The 16,348-nt window shown below is 36.3% G+C and carries 13 protein-coding genes and 1 pseudogene; 8 read left to right on the forward strand and 6 right to left on the reverse strand.

Annotated elements, in window-relative coordinates:
• Positions 1–64 precede the first annotated feature (64 nt).
• From lptC to GYY69_RS00125, 4 genes are read left to right on the forward strand one after another with little or no spacing between them, the layout of a single operon-like run.
• Entirely contained in the window at positions 65–628 is a 564-nt protein-coding gene (gene lptC, locus GYY69_RS00110; protein ID WP_174795850.1) for an LPS export ABC transporter periplasmic protein LptC, read from the forward strand.
• A 3-nt stretch (positions 629–631) separates the two neighbouring features.
• A complete protein-coding gene (gene lptA / locus GYY69_RS00115; protein ID WP_174795851.1) occupies positions 632–1,174 on the forward strand; it encodes a lipopolysaccharide transport periplasmic protein LptA in 543 nt (180 codons plus the stop codon).
• A gap of 1 nt (position 1,175) precedes the next feature.
• The gene (gene lptB, locus GYY69_RS00120) at positions 1,176–1,901 is read left to right on the forward strand and encodes an LPS export ABC transporter ATP-binding protein (RefSeq protein WP_174795852.1); all 726 of its coding nucleotides are present in this window, start codon (positions 1,176–1,178) and stop codon (positions 1,899–1,901) included.
• Positions 1,901–3,316: an RNA polymerase factor sigma-54 gene (locus GYY69_RS00125; RefSeq protein WP_174796140.1), complete on the forward strand. Its 1,416-nt coding sequence runs from the start codon at positions 1,901–1,903 to the stop codon at positions 3,314–3,316. Before lptB ends, GYY69_RS00125 begins: the two co-directional genes overlap by 1 nt.
• A gap of 30 nt (positions 3,317–3,346) precedes the next feature.
• Here GYY69_RS00125 and GYY69_RS00130 read toward each other — a convergent pair whose 3' ends face one another.
• From GYY69_RS00130 to leuA, 5 genes are all read right to left on the reverse strand, one after another.
• Positions 3,347–4,111, reverse strand: coding sequence for a class I SAM-dependent methyltransferase (locus GYY69_RS00130; RefSeq protein WP_174795853.1), 765 nt, complete (start codon positions 4,109–4,111; stop codon positions 3,347–3,349).
• A 46-nt stretch (positions 4,112–4,157) separates the two neighbouring features.
• Positions 4,158–4,760, reverse strand: a complete 603-nt coding sequence (leuD, locus tag GYY69_RS00135) for a 3-isopropylmalate dehydratase small subunit (protein ID WP_174795854.1) — start codon at positions 4,758–4,760, stop codon at positions 4,158–4,160.
• A gap of 11 nt (positions 4,761–4,771) precedes the next feature.
• Positions 4,772–6,172: a 3-isopropylmalate dehydratase large subunit gene (gene leuC / locus GYY69_RS00140; RefSeq protein WP_174795855.1), complete on the reverse strand. Its 1,401-nt coding sequence runs from the start codon at positions 6,170–6,172 to the stop codon at positions 4,772–4,774.
• 86 nt (positions 6,173–6,258) lie between these two features.
• Entirely contained in the window at positions 6,259–7,338 is a 1,080-nt protein-coding gene (gene leuB, locus GYY69_RS00145) for a 3-isopropylmalate dehydrogenase (RefSeq protein WP_174795856.1), read from the reverse strand.
• Between the two features lie 68 nt (positions 7,339–7,406).
• A complete protein-coding gene (leuA, locus tag GYY69_RS00150) occupies positions 7,407–8,954 on the reverse strand; it encodes a 2-isopropylmalate synthase (RefSeq protein WP_174795857.1) in 1,548 nt (515 codons plus the stop codon).
• A 438-nt stretch (positions 8,955–9,392) separates the two neighbouring features.
• On the opposite strand from leuA, the gene nfsB reads away from it, so the two are divergent.
• The 3 genes from nfsB (at position 9,393) to GYY69_RS00165 (ending at position 14,078) form a co-directional block, all read left to right on the forward strand.
• A complete protein-coding gene (gene nfsB, locus GYY69_RS00155) occupies positions 9,393–10,037 on the forward strand; it encodes an oxygen-insensitive NAD(P)H nitroreductase (RefSeq protein WP_174795858.1) in 645 nt (214 codons plus the stop codon).
• A 502-nt stretch (positions 10,038–10,539) separates the two neighbouring features.
• Positions 10,540–12,075, forward strand: coding sequence for a hypothetical protein (locus tag GYY69_RS00160; RefSeq protein WP_174795859.1), 1,536 nt, complete (start codon positions 10,540–10,542; stop codon positions 12,073–12,075).
• 410 nt (positions 12,076–12,485) lie between these two features.
• Positions 12,486–14,078: a hypothetical protein gene (locus GYY69_RS00165; protein WP_174795860.1), complete on the forward strand. Its 1,593-nt coding sequence runs from the start codon at positions 12,486–12,488 to the stop codon at positions 14,076–14,078.
• A gap of 267 nt (positions 14,079–14,345) precedes the next feature.
• On the opposite strand, the pseudogene GYY69_RS00170 reads toward GYY69_RS00165, so the two are convergent.
• Positions 14,346–14,528 (reverse strand): annotated as a pseudogene (locus GYY69_RS00170) (integrase core domain-containing protein); the annotation flags it as partial.
• Between the two features lie 443 nt (positions 14,529–14,971).
• On the opposite strand from GYY69_RS00170, the gene GYY69_RS00175 reads away from it, so the two are divergent.
• Positions 14,972–16,000, forward strand: a complete 1,029-nt coding sequence (locus tag GYY69_RS00175; protein ID WP_174795862.1) for a hypothetical protein — start codon at positions 14,972–14,974, stop codon at positions 15,998–16,000.
• Positions 16,001–16,348 lie beyond the last annotated feature (348 nt).

The following is a 16,348-nucleotide window of genomic DNA, read 5'->3' on the forward strand; positions in this document are numbered from 1 at the left end:
TAAAATAATTAAAATTTTGGACATTCGAAATAATAATTTCTAATTAATGTGAATAACGTATGTTATGAATAAAAAAAATCTAATCTGTTTTTTACTGCTCATTGTTGTTATCGGTGTTTATTATAATTATCAAAAAGAAGATGCGGCAGTAAGCCAATCTACTCAAGATGCATCAGATAAACCGATTTATCAAAGTGATGACATGTTAACAGATATTTACGACTTATCAGGGGAACTTGTTTATAAAATTGAGTCGAGTAATGTTAGGCATTACGATAATTCAGGTAATACTGAATTCGATTTGCCCAATTTTACGATTTATGATCAACAAAATATAGCTATATGGCATATTAAGGCAAAGCAAGCGACGCTAACGAGTGATAAACTTTTGTATCTTTATCATGATGTGCAATTAGATAATTTGACACAAGAATCTCAATTAAAACAAGTCAAAACAGATAATGCGGTGGTAGATTTAACTTCACAGCTAGTTACATCGAAAGATCCTGTCATCATTAATGGGGTGGGATTTTATTCAACCGGTATTGGTTTAGCAGGCGATTTGCGTGCAAAAAAGGCTAACATACTTGAAAATGTAAAAACATATTATAACACTGAGGCAAAATAAAACATGAGTTCGCTAAAACAAGTTGTTTGTTCATTAATTTTATTGCTACCTATTTCTTTAAGTAGTTTTGCAAATGGGCAGACTAAGCAACCTGCAGATCCCAAAATGTTTGCCGATAATAAACCCATTGCAATTGATGCCGATAATCAACAGATTGATATTGAAAATAATACTATTACATTTATTGGCAATGTGGTCATTGTGCAAGAAGGATTAACCATAAAAGCGGATAAAGTGGTTGTCACTGAAATGCAAAACACAGAAAAACAAAAAATTACAGCTTATGGTAATCCAGTGAATTATAAACAAATTTTGCCTAAAAACAATAAGATTGTCACAGGGCAATCTTCACAAGTGATTTACAATGTAAAACAAAATAATATTGTGTTACAAGGTAATGCTGAGTTATTTCAACAAGATAATCATATTGTAAGTGAAATGATTATTTATGATGTCAAAAAACAGCAAATATTTGCGCAGCCAGGTAAGAATAGGCGAGTTAAGAGCACTATCATCCCAAACCAAGTTAAAGAGATGAGCAAATAAAATGTCAATTTTAAAAGCGGAAAATCTAGCTAAAGTATACAAAAAACGCCGTGTAGTTGAAGATGTCAGTTTAACCGTTAATTCTGGCGAAATCGTTGGGTTATTAGGACCAAATGGCGCAGGTAAAACCACCACTTTTTACATGGTGGTTGGTATTGTGACCTTAAATGCGGGTAAAATTTATCTTGATGATCATGACATCAGCATTTTACCCTTACACGAGCGTGCACAAAAAGGCATCGGTTATTTACCGCAAGAGGCCTCTATTTTTAGAAAATTGTCTGTTATTGATAACATTATGGCAATTTTAGAAACGCGAAAAGATATTGATAAAAATGAAAAAATTAACCGCGCCGAAGAGTTACTTGAAGAGTTCCATATTACACATATTCGTGACAGTATAGGGCAATCTTTATCCGGTGGTGAAAGACGCCGAGTTGAAATTGCTCGCGCGTTAGCTGCTAACCCTAAATTTATTCTGCTTGATGAACCTTTTGCGGGCGTCGATCCGATTTCTGTGATAGATATCAAAAGTATTATTAAACATCTACGTGATCGAGGACTAGGCGTATTAATAACCGATCATAATGTCCGTGAAACATTAGATGTTTGTGAGCGGGCTTATATTGTTAATAAAGGACATTTAATTGCTGAAGGTACACCGACCAGTATTTTAAATAACGAAGATGTAAAACGTGTCTACTTAGGAAATGAATTTAGGTTATGATGAAACCCAGTTTACAACTGAAAGTCTCGCAACAGCTTTCGATGACACCACAATTACAATTGGCGATTCGATTGCTACAGTTGTCAACTTTAGAGCTTCAACAAGAGATTCAAACCGAGCTTGAAAATAACCCATTGCTTGAAGTGGCTGATCAATATCACGAAATTGATGTTGAACAAAATGTTAAAGATGAGAATATCGATACGCGTGAAGCCTTAGATAGCCGAGAAATACCCGAAGATATTCCATTAGATGCCTCATTAGATGATATCTATACTGCTGGAACCCCCTCTGGCACTCACTCTGATTATCGTAATGATGAATTGCCTATCTACCAAGGTGAAACTCACGAAACGTTACATGATTATTTAAGATGGCAACTTGAATTAACGCCTTTTAGTGATACTGACAAGGCGATAGCGGTATCGATTATTGAAGCGATTGATGAGCGAGGCTATCTAACGGTTTCATTAGATGAAATTTTGGAAGAGCAGGGTAATGACGAGATTGAATTGAATGAAGTTGAAACTGTTTTAAAGCGTATTTGGCATTTTGATCCAATTGGCGTGGGAGCTAGATCGTTACAAGAATGTTTGTCTATTCAAATTCAACATTTAACCTATCCACTGCTGGTTAAACAAATTATTGATAACTACTTAGATTTATTGGCGACTCGAGATTATAGAACATTAAAAAAAGTATTAAACGCAAGCGATGAACAGTTAAAAGAAGCAGTCAATTTTATTCAACATTTACAACCGTATCCTGGCGATTCAGTCAATACTACACCGCCAAATTATGTGATCCCTGATGTTTTAGTAAAAAAAGTGAATGGAAACTGGATTGTTGATCTGAATAATGACACTATGCCGCGCTTACGCATTAATCAGCAATATGCTGCAATGGAAAAGATAGCAAATGAAAGTGATAGTCAGTATATTCGATCACATTTGCAAAATGCGAATTGGTTTATTAAAAGTATTGAAAATCGTAATGAAACATTACTTAAAGTAAGTCAATTTATTGTTGAGCATCAGCAAGCATTTTTTGAACACGGTACTGAATACATGAAACCAATGATTTTGTCTGATGTTGCGACGGCAATTGATATGCATGAATCAACGATTTCCCGTGTGACAACACAGAAATATTTACAATGCCCTACAGGAATATTTGAGTTAAAATTCTTTTTTTCTAGTCATGTAAACACAGAATCAGGTGGCGAAGCTTCGTCGACAGCTATTCGCGCTTTAATTAAAAAATATATATTGGCAGAAGACAGCAAAAAGCCATTAAGTGATAGTAAATTGGTCGCAATCCTTGAAGAACAGGGTATTATGATTGCCCGTCGAACCGTAGCAAAATACCGTGAAGCCTTATCAATTCCTCCATCAAGCCAACGTAAACAGCTTTAAATTTAAAGCTGTTTATGACAACGGATCATTTTAGATGACTTTTTCAGTTGCAATAATCATCATATCCGTAGTAAAAGAACCATCTGCTTGAAGTTCAAAATAATTTTTTGTATCGTCAGCTGCCGTTTCTTGGTAAGTTCGTATTGCTTCAATTAACTTTTCAGGAGTACGCATTCGTTTAACCCATGTATCAAAAGAGAGTGTTAAACGGTGGCGAGTTATATTATTAATGACAAAACCTGCTTCAGTTAAAAAGGTTAACCACTCACCGGGGGTATAGTCGCGAACGTGTGATGTGTCACGCAAGGCTTCAACAGTTTGAAGCCAAATATCTAATACAGGGTGACCAGGTGAAACAACATCCATAATAATTAATTTACCACCAGGTTTAGTTATGCGATGGAGCTGTCGAATACCTTTGCCCACATCATGCCAGTGATGTGCTGAATAACGGCTGACAACAATATCAAATTGATTATCAGCAAAAGGTGGATATTCAGCATAACCTTGCTTAACGGTTATATTTTGTAAACTGCGCTCTTTCGCTGTTTGCGCTACAACCGATAACATTTCATTTGAAAGATCATAGGCTGTAACATGTTTAACATATTTTGCCGCAATAAAACTGACATGACCTGCGCCACATCCCATATCAAGTAGGTTTGCCTCCGAATGCGATATAAGTAGGTTAGATAAATATTCAAGATCAGGACCTTGAGCATGTACTTTACTGGTTAAATAAGCATTGGCTTGTTCGCCAAACTGCTGTTTTACATTGTCATGATGTGTTGCCATTGTTGATTCTCATTATTGGGCGCAAATAAGCGCCCAAAAGTTAAGGTTAAGCTAAAAATGAAGGGATTTTCTGTTCAAAGTCGCTAATCGCTTCTTCATGTTGTAAGGTTAAGCCAATATTATCTAACCCATTTAACAAGCAATGACGTTTAAAAGCATCGATTTTAAATGTATATTGCTTATCGCCGGCAATAACAACTTCATTGACTAAATCAATGGTAAACTCAATGCCTTCATTGGCTTCGACAATTTTAAACAGCTCATCGACATCTTCTTCGGATAAATTAACCAATAATAACTGATTGTTAAATGAGTTATTGTAAAAGATATCGGCAAAGCTTGAACCAATAATAGTTTTAAATCCATAATCAGCTAATGCCCAAGGGGCATGTTCACGAGAAGAACCACATCCAAAATTTTCACGTGCTAATAAAATACTGGCACCTTTATAGCGGGGTTTATTCAAGACAAATTCAGGATTAGGCTGCTTGCCAGCATCATCTAAAAAGCGCCATTCATGAAAGGCGTGTTGACCAAATCCAGTACGTGTTACTTTCTGTAAAAACTGTTTTGGAATGATTGCATCTGTATCAACATTAGCCGCGTCCAAAGGAACAACTAATCCGGTATGTTTTGTAAATTTAGCCATGACAAGTCTCCTTAAAACGGTTTGCGAATATCAGTAAAATGACCAGTAATAGCCGCTGCAGCAGCCATAGCAGGACTGACTAAATGTGTTCTGGCATCCCGCCCTTGGCGGCCTTCAAAATTACGATTACTAGTTGATGCACAGCGATCCCCTGGTGCTAATTTATCGTCATTCATTGCAAGGCACATTGAACAGCCCGGCAAACGCCATTCAAAACCAGCGTCGATAAAAATTTTATCTAATCCTTCGGCCTCGGCTTGTTCTTTGACAGGACCTGAGCCTGGCACGACTAATGCTTGTACACCCTCTGCCACTTTACGACCTTTAGCAATTTGCGCTGCTGCACGTAAATCTTCAATTCGCGAATTTGTACATGAGCCAATAAACACTTTATTGATCTTAATATCTGTCATTTTGGTGCCAGCGGTTAATCCCATATAAGTTAATGCGCGCTCTGCGGAATGTTTCTCGATAGGATCAGAAAAAAACTCGGGATTGGGTACTGTTGCATCAATGGACGTGACTTGACCCGGATTTGTTCCCCAAGTGACTTGAGGTGCAATATCTTTACCTTCAAGTGTGACTACGGTATCAAACTGCGCGCCGTCGTCGGTTTTTAGGGTTTTCCAATAGGCGACAGCTTTTTCAAAATCCTCTCCTTTTGGTGAAAATTGACGACCTTTTAAGTACTCAAAAGTCACTTCATCAGGTGCAATAAGGCCTGCTTTAGCCCCCATCTCGATTGCCATATTGCATAATGTCATGCGTCCTTCCATTGATAATGATTTGATGGCATCACCACAAAATTCAACCACGTGTCCAGTACCACCAGCACTAGTGGTTTTACCAATAATCGCTAATATAATATCTTTGGCAGTGATTCCTTCAGCTACTTGACCTTTGACCTCGATTTTCATGGTTTTAGCCCGACCTTGTTTTAAGGTTTGAGTGGCTAAGACATGCTCAACTTCAGAGGTGCCAATTCCAAATGCTAGTGCACCAAATGCGCCATGTGTTGCGGTATGTGAATCACCACACACAATAGTCATACCGGGTAAAGTCATACCTTGTTCAGGACCGACCACATGGACAATACCACGTAATGGGCTTTGTAAATCATATAACGAAACACCAAACTCTTTGGCATTTTTTGCCAGTTCAGTTAATTGAATGCGAGCCATTTCGCTGCAAGCATTTAAATCATTACTTTTGGTTGAAGTATTATGATCCATGGTCGCAAAAGTTTTATGAGGCTGACGCACTTTACGATTCATTGCACGCAAACCATCAAATGCTTGTGGAGAGGTGACTTCATGCACTAAATGACGATCAATATATAAAATAGGTGTTTCGTTTGGTGCTTCATAAACGACATGTGCATCATATAATTTTTGATACAGTGTTTTTGACATTGCATATTCCTTATTATTTTTACAACAAGTACTAAAGACTTAGTTTATCGCATTATTTTATTTACGGTTATAATCAAACCATGCGGTTAAAGCAGCTTACAAATAATATCACCCATTTCATCGGTCGATACTGGCTGTTCTTTTTGGGCTAGATCAATAGTACGATAGCCTTGCTCTAATGCTTTATTTACGGCTGTTTCGATAGTTGAGGCAATATCATCTCTTTTTAAGCTATAACGTACTAGCAATGCTAAAGATAGAATTTGTGCTGCTGGATTGGCAATGTTTTTACCTGCAATATCTGGTGCACTACCGCCCGCAGGTTCGTATAATCCAAATCCTTGTTCGTTAAGGCTGGCGGAAGGCAGCATTCCCATAGAGCCAGTTATCATGGCGCATTCATCAGACAAGATATCACCAAATAAATTTGAACATAAAATTACGTCAAACTGTGAAGGATCTTTAACTAATTGCATAGTGGCATTATCGATATACATATGTTCAAGAGCAACATCTGGATAGTTTTTAGCAACTTCATTCACTACTTCGCGCCATAAAATTGAGGTTTGCAATACATTAGCTTTATCAATTGATGTCACTTTTTGGCGGCGTAAACGTGCGGCTTCAAAGCCCATTTTAGCGATACGTTCGATTTCAAAACGGTGATACATCTCAGTATCAAAAGCCTTTTCTTGAGCACCACTTCCTTCTCGTCCTTTCGGTAAACCAAAATAGATACCACCAGTTAATTCGCGCATGCATAAAATATCAAAACCACGCTGGGCAATATCAGCCCGTAATGGGCAAAGATCTTCTAACCCTTTATATAAGCGAGCAGGGCGCATATTAGCAAATAATTTGAAATGTTTGCGTAGTGGCAATAACGCACCTCGTTCAGGTTGTTGGTCGGGGGGTAAGTTAGTCCATTTTGGCCCACCCACTGAGCCAAATAAAATAGCATCGGCTTTTTCGCATCCTTCAAGGGTTTCATTAGGTAATGGGCAACCATGAATATCAATCGCTGCACCACCGACATCATATTCACTAGTAGTAATAGAAAGTTGATATTTTTTGCGGATAACGTCTAATACTTTATAGGCTTGTTTCATCACTTCTGGGCCAATGCCGTCGCCGGGCAGAACTGCAATATGGTAGTTTTGTGACATTTTTTATTCCTTTTCAATCTTATTTAATTTTCTTATTTTGCTGTTGCACGAGCAAAACAAATTATTATTTAATCTTTGTGTAATTTTTGTTTTTCTTGGGCAACTTGATTTGCTCTATACACATTATTTAATACATTAATTAAAGCCAAAGCGGATGAGTGAACAATATCGGTTGCAAGTCCAACACCATGGAACTTACGTCCCTTATATTCTGCAACAATATCCACTTGCCCTAACGCGTTTTCACCTTGTCCTTTAGAAGCTAATTGGTATTTGACAATCGAAATAGGCTCGCCAGTAATCCGATTTATGGCTTGGTAAACCGCATCGACAGGGCCATTACCCGTTGCTGCATCAGAATACTTTTTATCGCCAATTAATAAACTGACTGAAGCAGTTGAAACTACTGTTGAACCTGACTGAACATTAAAATAATCCAAAACATAATGTTCTTTTTCATCTTTCAATTGGTTGATGAAGATTAATGCTTCTAAATCATAATCAAACACTTGACCTTTTTTATCAGCCAGTTCTAAAAACGCCTCATAGACTTGATCTAAGTTATAATCTTTATCGTGATAACCCAGTTCTTCTAAACGATGTTTAACCGCGGCGCGTCCTGAGCGAGAGGTTAAGTTTAATTGAATTTGATTTAAGCCGATTGATTCTGGGGTCATAATCTCGTAAGTTTCACGATTTTTTAAAACCCCATCTTGATGAATCCCTGACGAGTGCGCAAAAGCGTTACTACCAATAATTGCTTTATTGCCCGGAATAGGCATGTTAGTAATTTGACTGACAATTTGGCTTGTGCGATAAATCTCTTGATGATTGATATTGGTATGAACATCTAAACTATTTTGGCGAACTTTGATTGCCATAATCACTTCTTCAAGTGCGGTATTACCCGCACGTTCGCCTAAACCATTCATCGCCCCTTCAATTTGCCGAGCGCCTTCTTGAACCGCGCTAATCGAGTTAGCCACCGACATGCCCAAGTCATCATGGCAATGAACAGAGATAATCGCTTGATCAATGTTCGGGACACGTTCAAATAAGGTATGAATAATGCCACCAAATTGATAAGGGACAGTATAACCGACAGTATCCGGAATATTGATCGTTCTTGCCCCGGCTTTAATTGCTGCTTCAACGATCCGACATAAGTTATCAATTGGGGTACGACCTGCATCTTCACAAGAAAACTCCACATCATTAGTATAATTACGTGCACGTTTAATACAGTGCACAGCCCGCTCAATGACATCATCAAATGTCATTTTTAATTTATCTTTAACATGTAAGGTTGATGTTGCCATAAAAGTATGAATTCGAAATTGATCGGCAACTTTTAATGCCTCGGCAGCAACATCAATATCTTTATCAACACAACGAGATAAGGCACAAACTCGGCTATCTTTAATGGTTTTAGCAATCGTTTGGACCGATTCAAAATCACCGGGTGATGATACAGGAAAGCCAACTTCCATCACATCGACTCGCATTCGCTCAAGTGCAAGCGCTATTTGTAACTTTTCTTTAACACTTAAACTTGCTTGCAATGCCTGTTCGCCATCACGTAACGTTGTATCAAAAATAATGACTTGATCGCTCATTGTTTTTCCTTTTTATATATTTTAGCGCTATTACGGTATTTCAAGTTAAGAAAACAAAAAACCCGCACTTTAGCGCGGGTTCTTGTAATTTGTTGAGTTTTTATTTAACTACTTCTTTTACTCCACACACAAGCTATCCGCGCAAGTTGATGCGAGGAGGAGGCTGAGGTCGAGTGATAAATAGTTAACAAACATAAAAAATCTCTATTTTGATTGTAATTAATACAGACTAAAACTGATGATATTTTTACCAAATGATATTAGTGGTGTCAATGATTATTTGTAACCAATCTTAATATATTCTATATTTTATTAAAATAAAGTACCCAATGCTAATAAGTATTGCTTCACTATTTGACAAATCTATTAAAATAATAAGTTGAGACATAATGAAACCGAATTATAATAATGAAAAGAATAACACACGAGGGTATAACAATGAACATAGTTGATATTTCTCAAAAACGCTATACGACTAAACATTATGATCCAACCAAAAAAATTCCTGCCGACAAGATTGAACAATTATTAACTGTTTTAAGAAATAGCCCATCATCAGTTAACTCACAACCATGGCATTTTTATGTGATTGATAACGAAGCAGCCAAAAATAAAATTTTACCCGCTATACTTGAATTTAATCAACCAAGAGTGACTGGCGCTTCGCACACTATTGTTTTTTGTATTAAAACGCCAATAGATGAAGCCCATTTAGTCAACCTGCTTAATCAAGAAGATAAAGACGGTCGATATCCTTCAGCCGATCTTAAACAAGCGCAAGATCAAGGTCGTCGACACTTTGTAAAGCTCAATAGCACAACCATTGAATCGCAACAATGTTGGGAAAGTAAGCAAGTTTATCTGGCATTAGGGCAACTGCTTTTTGCAGCAGCGGCAATTGGTATTGATTCAACGGCTATTGAAGGATATGACGCCCAAAAAATGGACGAGATCTTAGATCTGAAAAGCAAAGGACTTAAAAGTATTATTGTTGCCACATTAGGCTATCGAGCCGAAAATGACGGCAATGCGTATCGACCAAAATCACGCTTACCAAAAGAACAAATTTTCACATTTTTATAATATAACTTGAAATATCCTCCATCTGAATTGAGCTAAATGCGGAGGATATTTTTTGATTGATTTCAGTTAACTATTCTATCCAGCTTGTAGATCATTGGGTTATAACTATATTTATGTTCATATTTCATAGTTAATTATCAGTGTTAATAAATGTCAATTTTTGATACTGGATTTTTTTACTAATTTTTGAAAATTAAGTTTGGTTATTAGCATTTAATATGTTGTTCTTCTTATCCAAACTTGTTTTGATAACCACCGTAAAAGTGTTTTACAAATCTTAATAAAGCAGTCATTTTTTTACTTTAAAGTCGCATTATATTTTGATTATAATTAGTCTTGTATTTTTGTCAGTAGTTGCAGGTTAAGTGCTATCAATTTTAAAAGTCATTTTTTATTGATAGTCAAAACATTGTTAGTGATTTGAAAAACAGGTAGTTAGGTGTTTTTAATATGGAAAACACCTAACTAAGCAAAAAATTAACGAATAATGAGTAAATATGCTATGACAAAACCAATAATCCCTCATCTTGGTCAACTAAATCATTTAACGTTAAAAATTGTGGGGCATTATGCATTGCAATTAATTTGTGTGTTATTGTTAGAGTTGACGATAGCAAACCATGCGCTTGCCTTATCCGCAAACACAACAGCAGTGATTCAAGGCAGTGCGCCTTATTTCACTTTTGATGGTGGTAGAACTAAAGTAACAAACAGTCAAGGACTATTAGGCATAACGTTATCGGATGGTCGCCAGTATGTTGCACCAGGCAGTCCATCAGGGCTATATCCTAATGGGATAGAAAACACCTCAAGTGTGGAAAACCCAATATTATTACCTAATGGAATCACAACCTTTGCTAGCATTAAAACGTCAGTTCCCTTAGTCAGCGATGGTAATAACAGTTATCCAAATATTACTTTAAACAATCTAGCTAGTTCATACGGCTATTGGGCGGATGATGATGGCGATAAAAATGTGCGTGCTACAGGTAATTTAACCGTGGTATGGCAGGATAAAAATGGAATAGACATTACAAGCCAAATCAGAAGTAATCAAATACAAACATTAGAGCCGTGTGATGCTCCTTATAAGCTAGAAGTCAAGGCAACGAGTGGTCAACTATCTACTTTGTATGGTATACCCAATATAACTCGCTTTAGTAAAGAAGCAACATCATATTATATCAGCCCTAGAATAGATAGACCTTATGTTTGTTATGCACAGCCGAATCTACTTAATAGCTGGGGAGAGACAAAGGATCCAAGTTGGGTTGATAACAAGGGATTTAAGGTGGTAAGTATTAGTAATCTTGCTGACAATTTTCCATCAACTGGGTCAAATGGGTTGCATTTTTATTTGTTATTAGCAGGCATTACCCCAGAGCAAGTCATCGCAGCAAATGGCACAACCATTTTTGCAGAAAGTGGCGGAAACACGGTAAACTTGTCTCTCACAGCAGAACAAAAATCTACTTTTCTTTCTCGCCCTCAAGTGGCATTAAAGATTTTATTAAATGGACCAAACAAAGATTCAAGCAATACAAAGTTTACCCCCTCAGAATTTAAGCTGTATGCTGATAGTGAGCATAACCAGTTACTTTATCGCTTTAAAATCGAACGCTGGTACGTTATTAAGCCTGGTTTTGCTGGTGGTTATGATAATGCTAAACTATTTTGTAATAGTCTTGGTAATGGTTATCGAATTCCAGATGTTGAAGACTATACTAATGCGAATGGGTATCGTTGGAAAGATGGTGCTCCTGGTGTAGGTCCTTATTATCGTCGGCAAATGAGTTATAAAAATAGTAACAAATGGGTGGGAGGTTTATTAAATGAATGGGGAAAATTGGATTCGGCTGATAAGGATTATCCCGCTGCGATAGACTGGAAAAATAGTGGAGGTCCATGGGGATACGACATATATTGGGCATTCCAATTTTCGGGCATTGGAGAATACTATGATGTTAACAGCAATGGCTATATAGGAAGCAATTACGAAACAACGATAACCCATAGGGTAGTCTGTGTCGCACCTTAAAAGATAGTGCGCAATAAATATGGTACCATAAAATAATCACTAAAAACCGTAATGAGCAACTAATATTGTTGTCCATTACGGGTGTTTAAAAATGATAACTCTTTTTATAAATCCGTTTTCATATAGATATTAAATCTATTCCTTTATTTTTTCTATAACAAGATCAATTAGCATGAGTCTTACAAAACTTAACAAAAAAGTTATTCTTTTTTATTTGAAATAGCATTATATTTTGATGGAAATCAAAACTCATGTTGTTATTAATGATTATGGTTTGAATGCGAGCGATTTTTTAATTGATGAATAAAGTATCATTAGTATTATAAAAAATAGTATTGCTAGGTGATTTCTCTATAGAAAATAAAGAAATCAATCAGAAAAATAATTAATAATAATGGAATAGACGTAGAATGGGTAGAAACACAAAACCAACTTTTGAACACCCCAAAAATTCGACATCAAATACAGTTAAGATTTTTAACCAAACTTTGCGAACCACATCATCGAGCTCACATATTAAACGTTATGTTTATGGAGCGGTAATTGCAACGTTGGGCTTAATGATATCGGGTAATGCTATTGCCTTATCTGCAACCACAACAGCGGTGATTCAAGGGAGCGCGCCTTATTTCACTTTTGATGGTGGTAGAACTAAAGTAACAAACAGTCAAGGACTATTAGGCATAACGTTATCAGATGGTCGCCAGTATGTTGCACCAGGCAGTCCATCAGGGCTATATCCTAATGGGATAGAAAACTCCTCAAGTGTGGAAAAACCAATAGTATTATCTGGTGGAACCACAACCTTTTCTAGTATTAAAACGTTAGTTCCCTTAGTCAGTGATGGTAATTACAGTTATCCAAGGATTGCTTTAAACAATCTAGCTAGTTCATATGGCTATTGGGCGGATGATGATGGCGATAAAAATGTGAGTGCTACAGGTGATTTAACTGTGGTATGGCAGGATAAAAATGGAATAGACATTACAAGCCAAATCAGAAACAATCAAATACAAACATTAGATCCGTGTGATGCTCCTTATAAGCTAGAAGTTAAGGCAACAGGTGGCCAATTATCTACTTTGTATGGTATACCCAAAATAACTAGCTTTAGTGAAGAAGCAACCTCATATTATATCAGCCCTAGAATAGATAGACCTTATGTTTGTTATGCACAGCCGAATTTGTATCGGAGGGAGGGTGGTCCAAATTGGGTTGATAAAAAGGGATTTAAAGTGGCAAGTATTCATAATTTTGCTGACAATTTTCCATCAACGGGATCAAATGGGTTGCATTTTTATTTGTTATTAGCAGGCATTACTCCTGAGCAAGTCATTGCAGCAAATGGGGCAACCGTTTTTGCAGAAAGTGGTGAAAGCACGGTAAACTTATCTCTCACTGCGGAGCGGACATCTGGTTGGGAACTGCAGGGAGCTGTCCGTGAAGTGGCATTAAAGATTTTATTAAATGGTCCAAACAAAGATTCAAACAATACAAAGTTTACCCCATCAGAATTTAAGCTGTATGCCGATAGTGGGCATAACCAGTTGCTCTATAGCTTCAAAATAGAACGTTGGTATATTATTAAGCCTGGTATTGCTGGTGGTTATAATAGTGCTGAAGTATTTTGTAATAGTCTTGGTAATGGTTATCGAATCACAGGTATTGAAGACTATACTAATGGAAATCTCTCATCTTATTGGACAGGGGGAATACCTGGGCTAGGGAATACCTATCGTCGGCAAATGAGTTATAAAAATGGTAACAAATGGGTCGGTGGTTTATTTAATGAATGGGGAAATGTGGGACATCCTAAAACGTATTATCCGTCTGCGATAGGCTGGGAAAAATATAGCGGTAATCAATATGGATATGATGTATTTTGGACATCCGAAAAAACCAGCCCTACATATTACAACTATTACGACGTTAATAGCGATGGCTATATAGGAAGCAATTTTCCATCAACGGCAACCCATAGGGTGGTGTGTGTCGCACCTTAAAAGATAGTGCGCAATAAATATAGTACCATAAAATAATCACTAAAACCGTAATGGACAACTAATGTTGTTGTCCATTACGAGTATTTAAAAATGATGAATCTTTTCATATAGATATTGAGTCTATTCCTGTATCTTTTCCATGACAAGATCAATTAGCGAGGGTTTTACAAAAATTAACGTAAAAATTATTTTTTACTTTAACGTCATATTATAATGAGTCTTGTATTGTAAATACTTCCATTTTTAGTAAAAAACTAACGTAGAAAATTATGCTACTTGTTTTTGTGTTTTATATTCAATGGGCGTCATATTATTTAATACCTCATGCGGTCTTTCAGTATTATACATGGTGAGCCATTGTTCGGTCTTTCTCCTAGCTTGCTTTAGGTTGTTAAAAAAATATAAATCTAACACTTCTGTTCGATAAGTCCGGTTAAATCGTTCAAAATTGCTAAATTGAACGTTATTACCAATATTAAATATTTCTACAAAAGTTAAAACTTTAGAAATATAACATCATATTTTAATTAAAAAATTACTATCACCGTAGAGTTGAATTGTTTTTATCTTCACATTTCTTTACAAAAAAAGCTAGCCAACCATTTTTTTAACGGCTATAATTTGATCGCTATAGAAGTTTAAGCTTATTAAATAAGCGAACGGTTATAAAAATATAAATAAAACAAAATATTACTTGACAGGTGGGACGTGATGCATTATCATTTTAGACACCAGACACCAGACACCAGCACTGGCAAACCTGCGTCTTAAATTTATCCAATAACGCACTTAGGCAATTTTTCACACTTTTCTCATTTATATCCTCAAAGTTATCGCTTAAATTATTATCGAAATTGTTCCGAAAAATCTTGTTGGTGTTGGGACTGTTATTATTGCCGTATTCATGGAGTTTAGAGGCATTAACAAGTAAAAGTGGTCGAGCAAATAATCATCGTAGTGATGCTATAATATTACCATCGTCCGAAAACCCGTGTTTAAAATATGATAAAGGTGGGGATGCAAGTTCAGCTGATATATGGATATGGAATCCTGATTATTTTGATCCAAGTGCGCCATTGGTTTGTTATGCTCAACCTAATTTATCAAACGATTCCAGTAATAATACTGTATATCAAGATTTAGATGGTCCGGATTGGGCAAAAGGAAAAGGATTTGTTCCACAAGATGTAAACAATCCACAACGTAATTTCCCGTCGACAGGAACAAATAATGTTTATTTTTATTTATTGTTAGCAAACGTAACACCAGAAGCTATTATTTCAGCTAATGGCGCTAGTGTATCCCCAGAGTTAGGGAGTGGTATTAGTTTAGCTTTATCATCTGCACGTACACCGGGTTGGGGAAAAGGCTCACAAGATGTTGCTTTAAAGATAGTATTGAAAGGTCCTACAAATAGTAGCGCTAATAAAAATTTTAGTCCCTCTACATTTAAGCTTTATTTAGACAAAGCAAAAACTAAGTTATTGTATAGTTTTAAAATTGAAAGATGGTACATAGCCCAAGGGGTTGGTATAAATGTTTCAGCGAGTGAGACAAAAGATTATTGCAATCAAATTGGTTATCGGATGCCGAGTGTGGCAGATTATACTAATGCAAATTATAATGATATTTGGAATGGTGGAATACCTGGTCGAAATATCAATGGTTATCGACGCCAATTAAGTTATCGGGGTAGTAATGGCAAGTGGATTGGTGGCCTATTTAATGAATGGGGAACCCTATTTAACAATCCTGATCACTATTTAGGTCTTGACGACTGGGAAACTAGCCATCCTCAAGATTGGTATTGGGTAATTGATACATACAAGGGAGAACCAATACGGGTCGATTTAGGGGATGGAGATTTATATGATTCTAAAGCAACTAATGGTCAATATAGAGCCGCTTGTGTTAAGCCTTAGTTAAAAATCTATTTTTATATATTTAGCATGTATTTTAACTTTGTGACTTTTTGACGTTAAAGAGTTTATTAAAATTGTGTACTTTCTACCAATCTTAACAATTAAAACACAATGCTTTTTATATACAATTAGCAGATGTAGATTTATCGAAAATAAGAGATAATCATTTTTGTTAATAAATCTGGTTGTGTTTTACAAACCTTAACAAAAAAGTCATGGTTTTTTTGAAATAGGACTATTCTACTGGTTGTGAGTATCACCATAAGGTTTGAGAATGTTTATGGTATATTAACAATAATACAATATTTCATCAAAGACTACTCATAAGGTAGCCTGTGTTGCGCCTTA

This window comes from Gilliamella sp. ESL0250 (genome assembly GCF_013345045.1).
Lineage (GTDB): Bacteria > Pseudomonadota > Gammaproteobacteria > Enterobacterales > Orbaceae > Gilliamella > Gilliamella apicola_H.